Source organism: Streptomyces sp. NBC_00483 (assembly GCF_036013745.1).
In the GTDB taxonomy this organism is placed as follows: Bacteria; Actinomycetota; Actinomycetes; order Streptomycetales; family Streptomycetaceae; genus Streptomyces.
This window is the reverse complement of the sequence record NZ_CP107880.1, coordinates 1814201-1831746: the sequence shown is the minus strand read 5'-3', so window position 1 is coordinate 1831746 and position 17546 is coordinate 1814201. Positions and strand designations below refer to the sequence as shown.

At 71.8% G+C, this 17546-nt stretch carries 15 protein-coding genes and 1 pseudogene; 9 read left to right on the top strand and 7 right to left on the bottom strand.

Translation table 11 applies throughout. From position 1 onward, the window contains the following. Nucleotides 1–2: 2 nt before the first annotated feature. Nucleotides 3–1247: a Gfo/Idh/MocA family protein gene (locus OHA73_RS07930; RefSeq protein ID WP_327654659.1), complete on the top strand. Its 1245-nt coding sequence runs from the start codon at nucleotides 3–5 to the stop codon at nucleotides 1245–1247. Nucleotides 1248–1262: 15 nt separating this feature from the next. Here the strand turns inward: OHA73_RS07930 and OHA73_RS07925 are convergent, their stop codons facing one another. The 3 genes and pseudogenes from OHA73_RS07925 to OHA73_RS07915 all read right to left on the bottom strand — a co-directional run bounded on the left by OHA73_RS07925 (nucleotide 1263) and on the right by OHA73_RS07915 (nucleotide 6144). Continuing rightward, a complete protein-coding gene (locus OHA73_RS07925) occupies nucleotides 1263–3626 on the bottom strand; it encodes a phosphoketolase family protein (protein ID WP_327654658.1) in 2364 nt (787 codons plus the stop codon). A 140-nt stretch (nucleotides 3627–3766) separates the two neighbouring features. Further along, nucleotides 3767–4870 (bottom strand): annotated as a pseudogene (locus tag OHA73_RS07920) (silent information regulator protein Sir2); the annotation flags it as partial. Nucleotides 4871–5187: 317 nt separating this feature from the next. Further along, entirely contained in the window at nucleotides 5188–6144 is a 957-nt protein-coding gene (locus OHA73_RS07915; RefSeq protein ID WP_327654657.1) for a helix-turn-helix transcriptional regulator, read from the bottom strand. A gap of 318 nt (nucleotides 6145–6462) precedes the next feature. On the opposite strand from OHA73_RS07915, the gene OHA73_RS07910 reads away from it, so the two are divergent. Further along, the gene (locus OHA73_RS07910) at nucleotides 6463–6849 is read left to right on the top strand and encodes an ANTAR domain-containing protein (RefSeq protein WP_267071512.1); all 387 of its coding nucleotides are present in this window, start codon (nucleotides 6463–6465) and stop codon (nucleotides 6847–6849) included. A gap of 36 nt (nucleotides 6850–6885) precedes the next feature. Here the strand turns inward: OHA73_RS07910 and OHA73_RS07905 are convergent, their stop codons facing one another. Then, a complete protein-coding gene (locus tag OHA73_RS07905; protein ID WP_266715979.1) occupies nucleotides 6886–7407 on the bottom strand; it encodes a GNAT family N-acetyltransferase in 522 nt (173 codons plus the stop codon). Here OHA73_RS07905 and OHA73_RS07900 point away from each other — a divergent pair. Together OHA73_RS07900 and OHA73_RS07895 are read left to right on the top strand one after the other, a co-directional pair. Then, nucleotides 7406–7993: a helix-turn-helix domain-containing protein gene (locus tag OHA73_RS07900; RefSeq protein WP_327654656.1), complete on the top strand. Its 588-nt coding sequence runs from the start codon at nucleotides 7406–7408 to the stop codon at nucleotides 7991–7993. The two genes, OHA73_RS07905 and OHA73_RS07900, sit on opposite strands and share 2 nt — an antisense overlap. Beyond that, nucleotides 7990–9219, top strand: coding sequence for an MFS transporter (locus tag OHA73_RS07895; RefSeq protein WP_327654655.1), 1230 nt, complete (start codon nucleotides 7990–7992; stop codon nucleotides 9217–9219). The genes OHA73_RS07900 and OHA73_RS07895 overlap by 4 nt, the downstream gene beginning before the upstream one ends. Before the next feature lie 97 nt (nucleotides 9220–9316). Here OHA73_RS07895 and OHA73_RS07890 read toward each other — a convergent pair whose 3' ends face one another. After that, the gene (locus tag OHA73_RS07890) at nucleotides 9317–9721 is read right to left on the bottom strand and encodes a DUF5997 family protein (RefSeq protein WP_266715985.1); all 405 of its coding nucleotides are present in this window, start codon (nucleotides 9719–9721) and stop codon (nucleotides 9317–9319) included. 59 nt (nucleotides 9722–9780) lie between these two features. Here OHA73_RS07890 and OHA73_RS07885 point away from each other — a divergent pair, with 59 nt between their 5' ends. Next, nucleotides 9781–10575, top strand: a complete 795-nt coding sequence (locus OHA73_RS07885; RefSeq protein WP_327654654.1) for a LysR family substrate-binding domain-containing protein — start codon at nucleotides 9781–9783, stop codon at nucleotides 10573–10575. Between the two features lie 115 nt (nucleotides 10576–10690). Here OHA73_RS07885 and OHA73_RS07880 read toward each other — a convergent pair whose 3' ends face one another. Continuing rightward, on the bottom strand, nucleotides 10691–11290 hold the full coding sequence (locus OHA73_RS07880) for a TetR/AcrR family transcriptional regulator (RefSeq protein ID WP_327654653.1): 600 nt from the start codon (nucleotides 11288–11290) through the stop codon (nucleotides 10691–10693). Nucleotides 11291–11503: 213 nt separating this feature from the next. On the opposite strand from OHA73_RS07880, the gene OHA73_RS07875 reads away from it, so the two are divergent. Genes OHA73_RS07875 through OHA73_RS07860 form a run of 4 tightly spaced genes read left to right on the top strand, consistent with a single transcriptional unit; the run spans nucleotide 11504 to nucleotide 16302 of the window. Further along, nucleotides 11504–12085: a 2Fe-2S iron-sulfur cluster-binding protein gene (locus tag OHA73_RS07875; RefSeq protein ID WP_327654652.1), complete on the top strand. Its 582-nt coding sequence runs from the start codon at nucleotides 11504–11506 to the stop codon at nucleotides 12083–12085. Then, nucleotides 12082–13074, top strand: a complete 993-nt coding sequence (locus OHA73_RS07870) for an FAD binding domain-containing protein (protein ID WP_266715991.1) — start codon at nucleotides 12082–12084, stop codon at nucleotides 13072–13074. The genes OHA73_RS07875 and OHA73_RS07870 overlap by 4 nt, the downstream gene beginning before the upstream one ends. Continuing rightward, on the top strand, nucleotides 13071–15200 hold the full coding sequence (locus OHA73_RS07865; protein ID WP_327654651.1) for a xanthine dehydrogenase family protein molybdopterin-binding subunit: 2130 nt from the start codon (nucleotides 13071–13073) through the stop codon (nucleotides 15198–15200). Before OHA73_RS07870 ends, OHA73_RS07865 begins: the two co-directional genes overlap by 4 nt. Next, a complete protein-coding gene (locus tag OHA73_RS07860; RefSeq protein ID WP_327654650.1) occupies nucleotides 15193–16302 on the top strand; it encodes an XdhC family protein in 1110 nt (369 codons plus the stop codon). Before OHA73_RS07865 ends, OHA73_RS07860 begins: the two co-directional genes overlap by 8 nt. 32 nt (nucleotides 16303–16334) lie before the next feature. On the opposite strand, the gene OHA73_RS07855 is transcribed toward OHA73_RS07860, so the two are convergent. Next, complete coding sequence (locus OHA73_RS07855) at nucleotides 16335–17408, bottom strand: YihY/virulence factor BrkB family protein (RefSeq protein ID WP_327654649.1); 1074 nt, start codon at nucleotides 17406–17408, stop codon at nucleotides 16335–16337. Nucleotides 17409–17546 lie beyond the last annotated feature (138 nt).

Below are 17546 nucleotides of genomic sequence, written 5' to 3'. Positions count from 1 at the left end.
GCATGACCACCGATACGACCACCGACCTCCGTACGGGAGAACCGCAGGACACGCCCCAGCACACCCGTGATCTCCGCATCGGTGTCATCGGGCTCGGCCTGCGCGCCACCGTCGCCCGCGAGGCACACCACCCCGGCGAGGGCTCCGCGGTGGTCGCCGCCGCCGACATCTCGCCCGGCATGTTCGACCGGGCCCGCGAGTGGTTCGGCGACGATGTGCACACCTATGAGGGCCACCGGGCCATGCTGGACGCCGAGGACCTGGACGCCGTCTTCGTCATCACGCCCGACCACACCCACGAGGACCTCGCCGTCGAACTCCTCGAAGCCGGGGTCGCCGTCTTCGTCGAGAAGCCCCTCGCCATCACCACCGAGGGCTGCGACCGCGTCCTCGAAGCCGCGCGGACCAGCGGCGCCCGGCTGTACGTGGGCCACAACATGCGGCACATGCCGGTGGTCCGCGTCATGCGCGACCTCATCAAGCGCGGCGAGATCGGCGAGGTCAAGGCCGTGTGGTGCCGCCACTTCGTCGGGCACGGCGGCGACTTCTACTTCAAGGACTGGCACGCCGACCGCCGCAACACCACAGGACTGCTCCTCCAGAAGGGCGCGCACGACCTCGACGTCATCCACTGGCTGGCCGGCGCCTACACGGAGCGGGTCAGCGCGCTGGGCGGGCTCACCGTCTACGGGGACATCGCCGACCGCTCGGGGCAGGCGCCCGGCGCCACCATGCCCGACTGGTACGACCCCGAGAACAACTGGCCCCCGAAGTCCCTCACCGGGCTCAACCCCGTCGTGGACGTCGAGGACCTCTCCATGATGGTGATGCGCCTCGAAGGCGGCATCCACGCCAGCTACCAGCAGTGCCACTACACGCCCGACTACTGGCGCAACTACACGGTCATCGGCACCGAGGGCCGCCTGGAGAACTTCGGCGACCACGGGGAGAGCGCCGAGGTCCGCGTCTGGAAGCGGCGCAGCGGCTACCGCGCCGACGCCGACCTCGTCGTCCCGATGCCCTCGCCCGGCGAGGGCGGGCACGGCGGCTCCGACCCGCTGCTCGTCGCCGAGTTCCTGCGCTTCGTGCGCGAGGGCGGCGCCACCGACACCAGCCCCGTGGCGGCCCGCGAGGCGGTCGCCGCGGGCGTCGCCGCCACGGAGTCGCTGCGGGCCGACGGGCAGCCGGTGACGGTGGCCCGGGTCGCGCCCGAACTCGCCGACTGGTTCAGCAACGGCCAGAGTTGAGGGGCCCGGAACCCCTCACCCGGTCCACGACCAGTTCGCGACCTCGGGAAGGTCCGTGCCGTGCTCGCGGATCCACGCGCGGTGCCGCGTGCGGGCGTCGGCCATCGTCTGGCGCACCGCCGTGGCCCGCACGGCGAGCCCCGGCACCCGGTCGATGACGTCCATGACCAGCCGGTACCGGTCCAGGTCGTTGCGCACGACCATGTCGAACGGCGTGGTCGTGGTGCCCGACTCCTTGTAGCCGCGTACGTGCAGCTGGGCATGGCCGGTGCGGCGGTACGCGAGGCGGTGGATCAGCCACGGGTAGCCGTGGTACGCGAAGATCACCGGCTTGTCGGCCGTGAACAGCGCGTCGTACTCGAAGTCCGGCATCCCGTGCGGGTGTTCGCCCTGGGGCAGCAGCCGCGTCATGTCGACGACGTTCACGACACGTACGGCCAGCTCGGGCAGATGGGTGCGCAACAGGCCCGCCGCGGCGAGGACTTCCTGCGTCGGCACGTCGCCCGCGCACGCCAGGACGACGTCCGGCTCGCGGCTGCCGTCCTCGGTACCCGCCCAGTCCCACACCCCGGCGCCGCGCGCGCAGTGGGCACGGGCCGCGTCCAGGGACAGCCAGTCGAAGCACGGCTGCTTCCCGGCCACCACGACATTGACGTAGTCCCGGCTGTGCAGCACGTGCTCCGCCACGGACAGCAGCGTGTTGGCGTCCGGCGGCAGATAGACCCGTACGACGTCGGGGCTCTTGTTGAGGACGTGATCGACGAAGCCGGGGTCCTGGTGCGAGAAGCCGTTGTGGTCCTGCCGCCAGACGTGCGAGGTCAGCAGGTAGTTGAGGGAGGGCAGCGGGGCCCGCCACGACAGCTCCCGCGAGGTCTTCAGCCACTTGATGTGCTGGTTGACCATCGAGTCGACGATGTGCACGAACGCCTCGTAGCAGGAGAACAGGCCGTGCCTGCCGGTGAGGTTGTAGCCCTCCAGCCAGCCCTGGCAGAGGTGCTCGGAGAGGACCTCCATCACGCGGCCGTCGCGCGCCAGGTCCTCGTCGGTGGCGAGCGTGCCCGCCTGCCAGGCCTTACCGGTGGCCTCGTAGACGGCCTGGAGGCGGTTGGACGCCGTCTCGTCGGGGCCGACGATGCGGAAGTCGCGGCGGTCCGCGGTGTCCCGCATGACCTGGGCCAGCAGATCGCCGAGCACCCGGGTGGGCTCATGGAGTGTGGTGCCCGGCTTGTCGACGGGCACGGCGAAGCGCTCCAGCGGGGCGATCGGCAGCTTGCGGGTGAGCAGCCCGCCGTTGGCGTGCGGCGTGGCACCGAGGCGCCGGGTGCCATCGGGCACGTACGAGAGGACCTGCTCGGTGGGGCGGCCCTCGGCGTCGAAGAGTTCCTCGGGGCGGTAGGAGCGCAGCCACGCCTCCAACTGCCGCAGGTGGTCCGGGTTCTCGCGGACGCCGGGCAGCGGCACCTGGTGGGAGCGCCACGTGCCCTCGACGGGTTCGTCGTCCACGGTCGCCGGGCCCGTCCAGCCCTTCGGCGTACGCAGCACGATCATCGGCCAGCGCGGGCGGTCCTTCGTGTTCCCCGCGCGGGCCTCGCGCTGGAAGCGGGCGATGCGGTCGAGGGCCTGGTCCATGGTGTGGGCCAGGTCGCGGTGGACCCGCAGCGGGTCGTCGCCCGTCACGTGCAGGGGCTCGTGCCCGTATCCGCGCAGCAGCTCGTCGAGTTCGGCGTCGGGGATGCGGGCGAGCACGGTCGGGTTGGCGATCTTGTAGCCGTTGAGGTGCAGGATCGGCAGCACGGCCCCGTCGTGCACCGGGTCGAGGAACTTGTTCGCGTGCCAGGAGGTCGCGAGCGGCCCGGTCTCGGCCTCGCCGTCGCCGATCACGCACGTGACGAGCAGCTCCGGGTTGTCGAGGGCGGCGCCGTAGGCGTGCGCGAGGGAGTAGCCGAGCTCACCGCCCTCGTGGATCGAGCCGGGCGTCTCGGGCGCGACATGGCTGGGCACCCCGCCGGGGAAGGAGAACTGCTTGAACAGCCGCCCCATGCCGGCGGCGTCCCGCGAGACGTCCGGATAGACCTGCGAGTACGTGCCCTCCAACCAGGAGTTCGCGAGCACGGCGGGACCGCCGTGGCCGGGGCCCCAGACGCACAGGGCGTCGATGCCGCGCTCCTTGATGACACGGTTGAGGTGGGTGTGCACGAGGTTGAGGCCTGGGGACGTGCCCCAGTGGCCGAGAAGGCGCGGCTTGATGTGCTCGGGGACAAGCGGCTCGGTGAGCAGCGGGTTGTCGAGGAGGTAGATCTGGCCCGCCGCGAGATAGTTGGCGGCCCGCCAGTGCGCGTCGAGCGCGGCGGCCTGGTGCTTGGACAGATCCTTCGCCATGTCAGCTCCATCGGTAGCGAGGTGTGCTCGGCGCCGCCAGTCTGCCGCCCTCCCGGCCGCGTACGAAGAGCCCTTGTGGCCATCGTGCCGGGCCGACGAGCCGACCCGCCCCAGGGAAGGGGCGAGTCGGGTGACGCCGGCTACAGGGAGACCTGCTTGCCGCCGAGGGTCACGACGAGCTTGCCGTCCGCCGCGTACGACCAGGCGAGCGCGCCGCTGTAGGAGGCGCAGCGCGAACCGTTGGTGCCGGTCCAGAACTGGTTCGTGGAGTCCGCGCTGCCGACGGTCTTGTCGTTCGACCCGTCGACCGAGAACCGGCACGAGGTGTTGCTCCGGAACACCGAAGTACCCTTGTCCCAGGAGAAGTTGCGCTCCGGGTTGTCGATGCTGAGGTTGTTCGACACCGCCATGGAGCCCGGGTTGCTGTTGTACGTGAACCCGTGCTTGCCGTTCTTGTACGCGATGCTGCGGCGCACGATGTGGTTGACGCCGATGTCCTCGCCGCCGAGCTTGTACCCGTTGCGGTCACCGTTCGAGTTCACGGTGCCGTCGCTCAGGGTGCCGTTGTTGTACGAGAGGGAGTCCTCGATGGTCACCGGGCCGATGGGGCCCGTGTCGGACTTGGTGTAGAGGTCCCAGCCGTCGTCGATGTTGTTGTGCGAGACGGCGTAGCGGAACACGTTGCCCGTGCCGGTGGTCAGCTTCGCGGCGAACCCGTCGGCGTCCTCACCGTCGGAGTCCGCGTTGTCGTGCGACTCCGCGCTCACGATCAGGTTGTTGGCCGGCCACTGCGACTCGGGCGTGGTGGAGGTCGTGCGCCCCAACTGCAGCCCCGTGTCCCGGTTGAAGCGGGTCACCGTGCGCTCGATGACGTTGTTGCTGCCGCCGACGAAGATGCCGTTGTCCCCGGCGCGCTCCACGATGATCCCGTTGAGGTGCCAGTACGAGGCGTTGAGGGCGAGCCCGCGGTTGGTCGAACTCTCGCTCTGCGCCTTGAAGTTGAGCACCGGCTTCTCGCCAGGGTAGGCGGCGAGCGTGGTGCGGGCGGCGGAGGTGCCGTTCTTGGCCACGGGGATGGTGACCGTCGAGGAGTACGCGTACGTACCGCCGCGCACGTAGATGGTGCCGCCCGCGGTGACGCGGCTGATCGCCGAAGTCAGCGTGGTGGGCGCGGACTCGGTGCCGGCCGCACTGTCGGTGCCCGTCGGCGACACGTACAGGGCGTCGCTCGCCTGCGGGGTGGTCGCGGCCTGGGTCGCGTTGCCGGACAGGGCGACGAGGGCGCCGGCCAGGAGGCCGGCGGAGGTGAGGGTGACGAGGGGTCTCGCGGCTCGTAAGTTCATCGTTCGTCTCCAGGTGCGTGAATTGGCTGGTTCGAATCCGTGAACGTGACCGCCCTGAGGCGCCATAATCGCGGCGGGGGAAAGCCCTTTCTGCGGGCGGTCGACGTGACGGTAGAACTGTCGTCGTGTCCGCGTCAACGGCTATGTATGTGATCGTTGTTCGTGAATATGAACGATCAAGGTGTGGGAAGGCCGCCCACCCCCGGTCGCGGCAGGTCTCAGGTCCCGGTCAGCGTCTGAAGCGGGGTGCGTCCGTAGGCGTCGCGGTAGAGCGCCGCGAAGCGGCCGGAGTGGTGGAAGCCCCACCGCGCGGCGATCGCGGTGACCGTCGCGCTCGCCGGATCGGAGTCCCGCAGCTCGTCGTGCGCGTGCGCGAGCCGCACCCGGCGCAGATACGCCAGCGGCGTGGTGTCCAGATGCCGCCGGAAGGCGTACTGCAGCGCCCGGACGGTGACATGGGACGCCGCCGCGATCTCGGCGACGGTGAGCGGCTCCTGGGCGTTCGCGTCGATATGGGCGATGGCGCGCCGCAGCGTCGCGGAGTGGGCGTCGTGCCGATCCGTCCCGGTGGGCCGGATGAGCGCGGTGTTGGGGAAGGCGATCAGCACGCTCGCCGCCAGGTGCTGGGCGGCGGTCGAGGCGACCAACGGCTCGGCGGCGACCTCGGGGTCGGCCAGCACGTGATCGCGGACGTGGATGATGGTCCGCTTCAGGTGCCGGGCCGCGGCGTCGGAGACCGGCCGGTGGCCGGTGAGCCGGACCGGTCCCGGCGCCGCTCCCGGCATGGTGGTGGCGACCTGGCCCAGGAGGGTGGGGTCGAGCATGGTGATGTTGTACCGGGCGCCGCAGACCCGCCCCTCGTAGGGCAGTTCGGGCGGGGCGAAGGAGACCACGTCGCCGGGGCCGTAGGAGTCCTCGACGTCCCCGAAGGCGTGATCCCGGATGGTGCCCTCGTGGACGAGGCACAGACAGATCTTCTGAAGCGGCGTCACCGAGTAGCGCATGTCGAAGTCGAGGTCGAGTTCGTCGACGGACACCCCCGACATCGCCTCGCGCCGGATCCGAATCCGACAGGACTCAGGGGTGCCGTTACCGATGCGCATGCGGGCATAGTGACGACTGAGGAAATCCTCGGTGACCTCGAGGTCGCTGCTGTCGAAATGCAGTGTGCCCATGTGCGCCGCCCTCCCCACTGAATCCTCACCGAATATGCCCGGCGCGGTCAGCTTACGACCGTCGCAGGGGCATCTGTCACGGCCTGTACCTGCGAGGGCGGGCAGCCTGCACTTTTCGTTATTTGGATGAAGCTTCGCCCGACACTTCGTTCTGAGGACTGCGGCTTTCGTGCGGCAGGCCCGAGCATCAAGAGGTCGGCCCTTCCCATGCCCAAGTACCGTGGCGGCTACGGGTCGAGAGCGCCTGCCAGGCGCTCCCGTCGCAGTCTGAGAAAGGTGAACGCCCTGCCCGCTCCCGCTTCTGAACCAGGTGGCCCCATGGCCTTCTTCATGTTGTCCTCGACGCGGCCGCTCACCCTCCTGTCCGCCACCGACCTCGCCAAGGAGTACGAACGGCTGCAGACGGAGGTCGCCCAGCTCAAGCAGGCCGTGACCTCGCACGCCCTCGTGGATCAGGCGATCGGCGTCGTCGTCGTGCTCGGCCGGATCCCGCCCGAGGACGCGTGGCGCGTGCTGCGTGACGTGTCGCAGCGCACCAACGTCAAGTTGAACCTGGTGGCCGAGCACCTCCTGGAGTTCGCCCAGGGCGGCCTCCTGCCGGACGACGAACGGGTGGAGCTGCAACGGGCCGTCGTGCGCTATGCCGCGCTGCGGTCGCCGTCGCAGTCGTCACCGTCACCGTCGTCGGAGCAGTCCGCGGAGTGAGGGCGGGGGAGCAGTGGGGGTGGCGGCCGCGGCCGGTCAGCTCAACTGCCGCCGCATGAGCGTCAGATCGAGCCAGCGGCCGAACTTGGTGCCCACCTCGCGGACCGTTCCGGCATGCTCGAAACCGTGCCGTTCGTGCAGGCGGATCGAGGCCGCGTTGCCCGACTCGATCCCGGCGATCATGACGTGCAGGCCCGCGGCGGTGGCCGAGTCGACGAGCGTCGTCAGGAGTGCGGAACCGATGCCGGCCCCCTGGTGGCCGCCGGTGACGTACACCGAGTTCTCCACGGTGTGCCGGAAGCCGGAGTACGCCTTCCAGGGCCCGTAGACACCGAACCCGACGACCTCTCCGCCGAGCTCGGCCACGTAGGCCGAACCGCGCTCAAGATGCGCGCCCAGCCAGGCCGCGCCCTCCTCGCGGGACTGCGGCGTGTCCGTCCACAGCGCCGTGCCGTGCTCGATGGCGTGATTGCGGATGGCGAGGACGGCGTCCAGGTCGTCCTCGTGGGCCGGGCGGACCTTCACCGCCGGGGCCCGCGTCTCGTATCGTGGATCCATGTCCAATATCGTAGACCCCCTGGTGGAGCGCATCGGTGCCCGGATCCGTGCGGAGCGGGACCGGCGCCGTTGGACCCTCGCGGAGCTGGCCGAGGAGTCCGGGGTGTCGCGGGCGATGATCCACCGGATCGAGCGCGGCGAGAGCAGCCCGAGCGCCGTGATCCTCGGCAAGCTGTCGGCGGCGTTCCGGCTGAGCGTGGCGACGCTGCTCGACCCCGAGCCGGAACTGGAGCCCGAGTCGGCCGAGGAGCGGGTGCGGCGGGCGGAGGCGGCTCCGCAGTGGCGCGACCCGGAGACCGGATACGCGCGGCGGCAGGTGTCGGGACCCGGTTTCCCCGCGGAGGTGGCCGAGATCCGGCTCCCGGCCGGGGCCGAAGTCCCGTACCCGGCAGCGGCGTTCGCGTTCCACCGGCAGATCATCTGGGTGCTCGAAGGGCATCTCACGTTCCACGAGGGCGACGTCGTGCACGAACTCGACGCGGGCGACACGGTCGAACTGGGCCCGCCCACGGCCTGCGTCTTCGCCAACTCGACGCAGCGGGACTGCCGTTACGCCGTGGTCCTGGTGCGCGGTGAGGCCCCGTGAGGCTGCCGCGCGGAGGCGTCGCGGTGCTCTCCTGCACCGCCGGAGTGGCGCTCGCCAACAACTACGCGATCCAGCCTGCGCTCGGCGACGTCGCCCACGACACCGGCGCCTCTGCCGCCGCCATCGGCCTCGTCACGACCGCCGCGCTCGGCGGATGCATCGCCGGATTCGCCTTCCTGCTGCCCCTCGCGGACCGGGCGGCGCCACGGCGGCTCGTCGCGGGACAGTTGGCGCTGCTCACGGCGGGGCTGCTGCTCGCCTCCTGCGCACCCGGCCTCGGCCTGCTGCTCCTCGCGTACGTGATGGTGGGTGCGGGGGCGAGCGTCAGCGCGATGGCGTCCACGATCGCCGGGCGCGGGGTGCCGGGGGAGCGGCGCGGGCGGGCCGTCGCGGGCGTCGCGGCGGGCATGTCGGCGGGGATCCTGCTGAGCCGGCTCGTCGGCGGGGCGCTCGCGGACGCGTTCGGCTGGCGCGGCATGCTGCTCGCGTTCGCGGGGCTCGTGGTGGTCTGCGGGGCGATCGCGTGGGCGCGGCTGCCAGGGGAGCGGCCCGAGGGCGGTGGCGGTGGGTACCTCGGCACGCTCGCCGCGCTGCCCGGACTGCTGCGCCGGCACCGTGCGCTGCGGCTCGCGGTGCTGAGCGGCAGCCTCTGGTACCTGGCCTTCAGCCTCGTCTGGGTCGCGCTCACGGTGCGGCTCGCGCAGCCGCCGTACGGTCTCGATGCCGCGCACATCGGCCTGTACAGCCTGGCCGGGGCGCTCGGGTTCGCGGCGTTGCCCGTGGCCGGGCGGCTGGGGGACCGGTACTCGCCGCGTGCGGTGATCGCCGGGAGCATGGTGGTGGCGGCCGCCGGTGCGGGGCTGTTGTGCACGGGGCTCGACCGGCCCGTGGTGACGTCGGTGGGCCTCGCCCTGGTCGACGCGGGCTGCTTCACGGCCCAGGCCGCCAACCAGACCCGCGTCATGTCCATCGACCCGGCCCGCAGCGGCAGCCTCAGCGGCGTCTACCTGCTCCTGTACTTCCTGGCGGGAGCCCTCGGCGCGGGCCTGGCGGCGCCGCTTGTCGCGGCGGGCGGCTGGGGCGCGGCGAGCGGGGTGGTGTGCGGGGCGTTGGTGGTGGCGGGGGCGCTGGTGGTCCTTCCCCGGTGGGCGGGGGAGCCTGTTGCCGAGACTGATCGCTCCATGCCCAAGGCGGGGGTGAGCACATCAAGCCCCTGCGGCGATTGAGCAGATCCAGCCCCGCCGGCGTTTGAGGCGCGGGGTCCGGGGCAGAGCCCCGTGCGGTGGGGCGCAGGCCACCCGGTGACCTCAACGCCCCACCCGGTCACGCCTCGCGCTGCGCCCGCTGCTCCGCCTGCTCGGCGTGAAGCTTCTTGACGCGGACGTTCTCCTTGCGGACATCCGCCTGCGTGGCCCGCTCCGCCTGAAGCCACTCGGGGTTCTCGGTCTTGATGGCCTCGATCTGCTCCGTGGTCAGCGCATCCGTGACGCCGCCGCGGGCGAGCCCCGAGATGGAGACGCCCAGCTTCTGCGCCACCACGGGGCGCGGGTGCGGCCCGTTCGCGCGCAGGTCGACGAGCCACTGCGGCGGCTCGGCCTGCAGCGCGGTCAGCTCGGCGCGCGAGACGACGCCCTCCTGGAACTCGGCGGGCGTGGCGTCGAGGAACACACCCAGCTTCTTTGCCGCGGTCGCGGGCTTCATGGTCTGGGTGCTCTGGTTCGAACTCATGAGGTCAAGGGTATCGATCGTGACGGGACCCGCTGACCACGGCGGGTAGCCTTGGGCCCGTGACCGGCACGCAAGAGACACCCGCACCGCCCTCAGGACCCCGCTTCCGCCTGGCCTACGTTCCCGGGGCCACCCCCGCCAAGTGGGTGCGGATCTGGCGTGAGCGCCGGCCCGACGTGCCGCTCGACCTGGTGCAGGTGACCGCGGCCGAGGTGCCCGACGTGCTGCGCCGCGGGGACGCCGACGCGGGCCTGGTGCGGCCGCCCGTGGACCGTACGTACTTCAGCGCGATCCCGCTCTACACCGAGAAGACCGTGGTCGTGGCCCCGAAGGACCACCTCGTGACCGCCGCCGACGAGATCACCCTCGCCGACCTCGCCGACGAGATCGTGCAGCATCCGCTCGACGACGTGCTCGGCTGGGAGCGGCCGCCGGGGCAGCCCGCCTTCGAGCGCCCCGCCACGACGACCGACGCCATCGAGCTGGTCGCGGCGGGCGTGGGCCTGCTCGTCGTCCCGATGTCGCTCGCCCGTCTGCACCACCGGCGCGACCTCACGTACCGCACGGTCACCGACGCGCCGGAGTCGAGCGTGGTGCTCGCGTGGCCCGAGGAGCGCACCACGGATCTCGTCGAGGACTTCATCGGCATCGTGCGCGGCCGGACCGTGAACAGTTCGCGGGGTCGTACGCAGGCGGAGCCCGAGAAGAAGGCGGCGGAGAAGAAGAGGCTGCCGGGGAAGAAGGCCTTCGTGAAGCCGGGGCGGATTCGGCAGGACGGGAAGCCGCAGTCGAAGCGGAGTGCGAATAAGCCGGCCAAGAACGTCAAGGGCGGCAAGCCGCGTAAGCGTTCCTGAGCTACCGGTCCGCGCGCAGGGTCGCCCGCCCTCCGGTCACGGGGCTCCGCCCCGGACCCCGCGCCTCAAACGCCGGCGGGGCTGGAAATGCCAATCGTCGGCGAGGCCCGAAGTATCAATCGCCGCAAGGGTCTGACGCGCCAGGCGCACCCGCCCGCAGCCCGTCCATCACCAGGTCCAGTAGGCGGCCCGCCCGTGCCTGCCAGTCGCCGTGGGGGTCGATCAGCCACAGGCCTGCGATGGCCAGCATGAAGTCGTCCGGGGTGACGTCGGGGCGGATTGTGCCCGCCTTTTCGTTCGCCTCCAGGAGGTGCGTGACCGCCTCGGTCAGTGGGGCGTGCGCGAGCTGTTTCATCGTGCCGCGCGCGCTGGTCGCCTCGCGGAGCGCGTCCGCGAGGCCCGCCTTGGCCATCGCGTACTGGGCGAGGCGGTCCATCCACTCGCGCAGCGCCAGCTCCGGCGGTCGTCCGCACAGCAACTCGCAGGCCGCGTCGGCGACCTGCTCCACCTCGTAGCGGTACACCTCGAGGACGAGCGCCTCACGGCTGGGGAAGTTGCGGTAGAACGTGCCCTGCCCGACACCCGCCTTCTTCGCGATCGCACTCAACGGCGTGTCCGCGGAGCGCGTCAGTTCGGCCAGGGCCACCTCGAGGATGCGGTCGCGATTGCGCTGCGCGTCCGAGCGCAGCGCGGCCGACTTCTTCGCGTAGCCCACGCGACTTCTCCTCCTTCGGCCGTGGCGGGGAATAGTCCTTGCTAGGCGGACAGTTGTCCACTACGTTCGTGTCCCGTTGAACGGACAGCTGTCCGGTTAGAGTCCACACCATAGTGGTCCGGGCCCCGGACCGCATCCATGTCCGGTCCGCATCCCACCCTGCGTACAGCGCCGGTTCTCCACGCACCAGACACGCGAAAGAAGGCTGCACACATGCCCCCAGCTGACACCGGCGGCACGACCGTGTCCGCTACGTCCAGCGTCGTCACCTTGAACATCAACGGGGAGAAGCACACGCTGCCCGTCGACCACCGCACCACGCTGCTCGACGCCCTGCGCGAGCGGCTCGATCTGACCGGCACGAAGAAGGGCTGCGACCAGGGGCAGTGCGGCGCCTGCACGGTGCTCGTCGACGGGCGCAGGGCCGTGGCCTGTCTGCAGCTCGCGGTCGCCGCCGAGGACCGCGAGATCACCACCATCGAGGGCATCGCGGGCCCGGACGGCGAACTGCACCCGGTGCAGGAGGCGTTCGTCGAGCTCGACGGCTACCAGTGCGGCTACTGCACGCCCGGCCAGATCTGTTCGGCCCTCGCCGTCATCGAGGAGCACGCCGCGGGCTGGCCGTCCGCGGCCACCGGCGACGTGCGGCCCGAGGCCGGGCCGCTGACCCCGGAGGAGATCAGGGAGCGGATGAGCGGAAACCTGTGCCGCTGCGGCGCGTACGTGTCGATCGTGCAAGCGGTCGCCCACGCGGCCGCGCACTCCGCCGACGACGCGAAGGAGACCGTGGCGTGAGGGAGTTCGGATACGAGCGGGCGTCCGATGTGTCGGGCGCGGTGGCGGTGCTCGGCGCCGACCCCGAGGCGCGCTTCCTCGGCGGCGGCACCAACCTCGTCGACCTGATGAAGATCGGCGTCGAGCGGCCCGCGCGCCTCGTCGACGTGCGGGAACTGCCGCTCGGCGAGATCGAGGTGACCGCTGACGGTGGGCTCCGTATCGGTGCCACCGTCACCAACAGCGACCTCGCCGCCCACCCCGAAGTGCGGCGCCGCTACCCGGCGTTGACTCAGGCCGTGCTCGCCGGGGCCTCCGGGCAGCTGCGCAACATGGCCACCGTCGGCGGCAATCTGCTGCAGCGCACCCGCTGCGGCTACTTCACCGACGTCAGCAAGCCGTGCAACAAGCGGGAGCCCGGCAGTGGTTGCCCGGCCGTCGAGGGCGAGCACCGCAATCACGCCATCCTCGGCGCGAGCGAGCACTGCGTGGCGGTGCACCCGTCCGACATGGGTGTCGCGCTCGCCGCGTTCGACGCCGTCGTGGAGTACGAAACCGCCGACGGCAAGGGCGAGTTGGCGCTCGCCGACTTCTACCGGCCCGTCGGCGACACCCCGCACCTGGAGACCGGCCTCCCGGCCGGTGCGCTCATCACCGCGGTCACCCTGCCGCCCGCGCCCGTCGCGGCGAACTCGGTGTACCGCAAGGTCCGCGAGCGCGCCTCGTACGCCTTCGCGATCGGCTCCGTGGCCGCCGCCGTCGACGTCCAGGACGGCGTCGTACGGGACGCGCGGATCGCGCTCGGCGCGGTCGCCTCGCGGCCGTGGCGGGCCCGTGCCGCAGAGGCGGCGCTGATCGGGCAGCCCGCGGAGGGCGCGACGTTCGCGGCCGCCGCGGACGCCGAACTAGCGGCGGCGAAGCCGCTGCCCGACAACAGGTACAAGGTGCCCCTGATGCGCAATCTGATCGTTGCGCTGCTCACCGAACTCGCCTCGGAGGCCACCCGATGACGACGACCACCACCACAGCGGCCGGCACGACGAAATCGGGCTCGGTGGGTGTCGGGCGCAGCCGGATCGAGGGGCGCGAGAAGGTCACGGGGGCCGCCCGGTACGCGGGCGAGTTCCCGTTCACCGACCTCGCGCACGGCTGGCTCGTGCTGTCCACCGTGGCACGCGGCCGGATCCGCTCGGTCGGCGACGAGGCCGTGCGCGCCATGCCCGGCGTCCTCGCCGTCATGCACCATGGCAACGCGCCGCGCATCAACACCGACTACCTCACCCTGATGGGGCCGCCCGACGGCATCCTCCACGTCTTCCAGGACGACAAGGTGAAGCACGCCGGCTGGCCCGTCGCGCTCGTCGTAGCCGAGACCTCCGAGCAGGCCCGGGAGGCCGCGGAGGCGCTCGTCGTCGAGTACGACACCGAGCCGCACGACATCGCCTTCGAGGCCGACAGGCCCGGCACCTACGCGCCCGAGGGCTCGGAGGCGACCAAGGGCGACCTGGAGGCCGAACTCGCCGCGTCCGCCGCCGTCGTGGACGAGCGCTACACCACCCCCGAGACGCACCACACCGCCATGGAGCCGCACGCGGTGACCGTGCGCTGGGAGGACGGGCGGCTGGAGGTGTACGACGCCAACCAGGGCAGCAAGGCCGTCGCCGACCAGCTGGCGCAGACCTTCTCGCTCGACCCGTCCGCCGTGCGCGTCCGCTCGGAACACGTCGGCGGCGCCTTCGGCGGCAAGCTCGTGGCGGCGCACCACATCGCCGCAGTGATGGCCGCGACGGAACTCCATCGCCCCGTCCGGCTCACCATGACGCGCCGTCAGGTCTTCGCGATCACCGGCTACCGCAGCCCCACCACCCAGCGGATGCGGCTCGGCGCCGACGCCGACGGACGGCTTCGCGCGTTCGGGCACGACGCGCAGTCGCTGACCTCGAACATCCGCGAGTTCGTCGAGGCGAGCGCCGGGTACGGGCGTGTGATGTACGCGTCCGACGCGCACCACTCCGTGAACCGTGTGGTGCCCCTGGACCTGCCGACCCCGACGTTCGTCCGGGCGCCCGGCGAGGCCCCCGGCTCGTACGCCGTGGAATCCGCGCTCGACGAGCTCGCCGAGAAGCTCGGCATGGACCCGGTCGCGCTCCGCGTGCGCAACGAACCCGAGGTCGGTCCGGTCTCCGGGCTGCCCTTCAGCAGCCGCAATCTCCTCGGCTGTTACGAGGACGGTGCGCGCCGCTTCGGCTGGGCGGGCCGCGACCCGCGACCGCGCGTGCGCCGCGAGGGCCGCTGGCTCCTCGGCACGGGCGTGGCGGCCTGCTCCTTCCCGTCCGGTGTCGCCCCGTCCACGGCGTCCGTCACCGCCGAGCACGACGGTACGTTCACGGTCCGGATCACGGCCGCGGACGTCGGCACAGGGGCGCGCACCGCCCTGACCCAGATCGCCGCCGACGAACTCGGCGTCGACCAGGGCCTGGTGCGGGTGCGGATCGCCGACAGCGACTTCGGGCAGGCGTGGCTGTCGGGCGGCTCGATGGGCACGCGCTCGTGGGGCTGGGCCGTGATGGCGGCCAGTCGCGAACTGCGCGACCGGCTGTCCCCGACCGCCGCCGTTCCGACCGAGGGCCTCACGGTCCGCACCGACACCACCGAGCTGGTCGGTGCCCTCGCGCAGAAGGAGCGCTACTCCTACGGCGCGCAGTTCGCCGAGGTCGCCGTGGACGTGGCGAGCGGCGAGGTCCGCGTGCGGCGCCTCCTCGGTGTCTTCTCCGCGGGCCGCATCATCAACCCCCTCACCGCGCGCAGCCAGTTGGTGGGCGGCATGACGTGGGGCATCTCCATGGCCCTGCACGAGGAGGCCGTGCGGGACGCGGCGGACGGCGGGCATGTCGGCGCCGACTTCGCGGGTTACCACGTCGCCGCCAACGCGGACGTGCCGGTCGTCGAGGCGCACTGGGTCGACGACAGCGACCCGGACGACCCCGTCGGCATCAAGGGCGTCGGCGAGATCGGCATCGTCGGCACGGCCGCCGCGATCGGCAACGCCGTGTGGCACGCGACCGGCGTGCGGCACCGCGATCTGCCGCTGCGTCCGGACCGGGTGCTGCTGGCCGAGGCGGAGCGCAATGCTTGACCTCGCCGCCGAGCTGAGCGAATGGGCCGCGCAGGGCCGGGAGTTCGCTGTCGCCACCGTCGTCTCGGTGAGCGGCAGCGCGCCCCGGCCGCCCGGCGCGGCCCTCGCCGTCGACTCGGCGGGCGAGGTCATCGGCTCGGTGTCCGGTGGCTGCGTGGAAGGCGCCGTATACGAACTGTGTGTCCAGGCGCTCGCGGACGGTACGCCGGCCCGCGAGCGGTTCGGCTACAGCGACGACGACGCGTTCGCCGTGGGTCTGACCTGCGGCGGCGAGGTCGAGGTGCACGTCGAGCCGGTGCGGCTCGACTCGCCGTCCCGGGCGACGGTGGTCTCGGCGCTCGCCGTCGCGGCGCGCGGCGAGGCGGTGGCGCTGGCCCGCATCCTCGACGGGCCGGGTGAACTCCCGTCCATCGGCGGCCTGTTGATGATCCGTCCCGACGGCTCGCACGAGGGACGGCTCACGGAGGGCGACGACTCGGGGCTCGCTGCGCAGGCCCGCGCCTATCTCGACCTCGGCCGCACGGGGCTGTGCGAGGTGCCGGAGAGCAAGGCGCGCTGCGAGGGAGACGTCACCCTGTTCGTCGAGTCGAGCGTGCCGCCCGCGCGGCTGATCGTGTTCGGCGCGGTGGACTTCGCGGGCGCGCTGGTCAAGGTCGGCAAGCTGCTCGGCTTCCACGTCACCCTGTGCGACGCGCGCGGCGTCTTCGCCACGCCGACCCGTTTCCCGGAGGCGGACGAGGTGGTCGTGGAGTGGCCGGACCGCTATCTCCGCTCGACCGACACCGATGAGCGCACCGTGCTGTGCGTGCTGACGCACGACGCGAAGTTCGATGTGCCGTTGCTGGAGGTCGCGTTGCGGCTGCCGGTCGCGTACGTCGGGGCGATGGGCTCGCGGCGCACGCACGACGACCGGATGGCGAAGCTGCGCGAAGTCGGGCTGGGCGAGGCCGAGTTGGAGCGCCTGCACTCCCCGATAGGGCTCGACATCGGCGGCCGCACACCGGAGGAGACCGCGGTGTCGATCGGCGCGGAGATCGTCGCGGCACGGCGTGGCGGGAGCGGGCAGTCGTTGCGCGGCGGCGAGGGGGCGATCCACGGCTGAGCGGCCGGCCGGCCTGATCCGAACGACAGGCCCTACACCGGCCGGCCGCCGTGGGTGGTCCTGCGGCGGAGCCGTGCCGGCCATTTGCGGGTGTCGCGCGGCTCCACGTACGGCTCCTGGTCCTCGGGGAGGCCGCCGACGATGGCGCGCTGCCGGGCCAGCTCCGCGTCGAATTCCAGGCCGAGCAGCAGCGCCAGGTTCGACAGCCACAGCCAGACCAGGAAGATGATGGCGCCGGCCAGCGTGCCGTACGTCTTGTTGTACGAGCCGAACCAGGTCACGTACAGCGCGAAGCCGCCCGAGGCCGCCAGCCACAGCAGCACCGCGAGCAGGCTGCCCGGGCTCAGCCAGCGGAAGCCGGGACCCCGGACGTTGGGGGCGCGCCAGAACAGCAGCGCCACCATCAGGACCACCAGTGCGAGCAGCACCGGCCACTTCGCGATGTGCCACGTCGTGAGCGCCGCGTCGCCCGCCCCGAGCGCGTCGCCCGCGCGCTTGGCCAGCGGTCCTGTGAACACGATGATGATCGCGCTCAGCGCGAGCAGCACCATCAGCGCGCCGGTCAGCGCGAGCTGCAACGGCGTCAGCTTCCAGGCCGGGCGGCCCTCCTCCGTGTCGTAGACGGCGTTCGAGGTGCGGATGAACGCGGCGACATAGCGGGAGGCCGACCAGACCGCGGTCAGCAGGCTCACGATCGCGACCGCCCCGCTGGCCCCGCCGCTGTCCTGCAACTGCCGCACGGCATCGGTCAGCAGATCGCGCACGGGACCCGGCGTGAGGTGACGCAGGTTGTTCAGGACGCCCCGCGTCGCCCGCTCGCCGACCACGCCGAGGAAGGACACCAGGACGAGCAGCGCGGGAAAGATCGAGAGGACGCCGTAGTACGTCAGCGCGGCCGCCCGGTCGGGCAGGTCGTCGTCGAGGAACTCCTTTCCGGTGCGGCGCAGCACCGCCCACCAGGAGCGGGCCGGAAGGTCCGTCGGGTCCTTCGGGCCATTCGGGTCCTTCGGATCCTTCGGGCCCTTCGGGTCCGGGCTCGGCTCACCCGTTGTCGCCGTCTCGGCGGGCCCTTCCTCGTCGTGTCCGCGATGCTCGTGGTGGGTCATGGTGCTCCCTCAACTCGCGGTCGGCGCCAGGGGGCGGTCATGCGTCCCGAGTCCCCTCGAAGGGGCTGCTCAAGCCCGGAATCCGGGTACCGGGCCCCGGCGGGCGCGCGGCCGAATCCCTTCCGCACCGCACGACCC

Bases quoted from the DNA above. Each gene is read 5' to 3' on its own strand.
- OHA73_RS07930 (WP_327654659.1), top strand. From the start codon at position 3: ATGACCACCGATACGACCACCGACCTCCGTACGGGAGAACCGCAGGAC.
- OHA73_RS07925 (WP_327654658.1), bottom strand. From the start codon at position 3,626: ATGGCGAAGGATCTGTCCAAGCACCAGGCCGCCGCGCTCGACGCGCAC.
- OHA73_RS07915 (WP_327654657.1), bottom strand. From the start codon at position 6,144: ATGGGCACACTGCATTTCGACAGCAGCGACCTCGAGGTCACCGAGGAT.
- OHA73_RS07910 (WP_267071512.1), top strand. From the start codon at position 6,463: ATGGCCTTCTTCATGTTGTCCTCGACGCGGCCGCTCACCCTCCTGTCC.
- OHA73_RS07900 (WP_327654656.1), top strand. From the start codon at position 7,406: ATGTCCAATATCGTAGACCCCCTGGTGGAGCGCATCGGTGCCCGGATC.
- OHA73_RS07905 (WP_266715979.1), bottom strand. From the start codon at position 7,407: ATGGATCCACGATACGAGACGCGGGCCCCGGCGGTGAAGGTCCGCCCG.
- OHA73_RS07890 (WP_266715985.1), bottom strand. From the start codon at position 9,721: ATGAGTTCGAACCAGAGCACCCAGACCATGAAGCCCGCGACCGCGGCA.
- OHA73_RS07875 (WP_327654652.1), top strand. From the start codon at position 11,504: ATGCCCCCAGCTGACACCGGCGGCACGACCGTGTCCGCTACGTCCAGC.
- OHA73_RS07865 (WP_327654651.1), top strand. From the start codon at position 13,071: ATGACGACGACCACCACCACAGCGGCCGGCACGACGAAATCGGGCTCG.
- OHA73_RS07860 (WP_327654650.1), top strand. From the start codon at position 15,193: ATGCTTGACCTCGCCGCCGAGCTGAGCGAATGGGCCGCGCAGGGCCGG.
- OHA73_RS07855 (WP_327654649.1), bottom strand. From the start codon at position 17,408: ATGACCCACCACGAGCATCGCGGACACGACGAGGAAGGGCCCGCCGAG.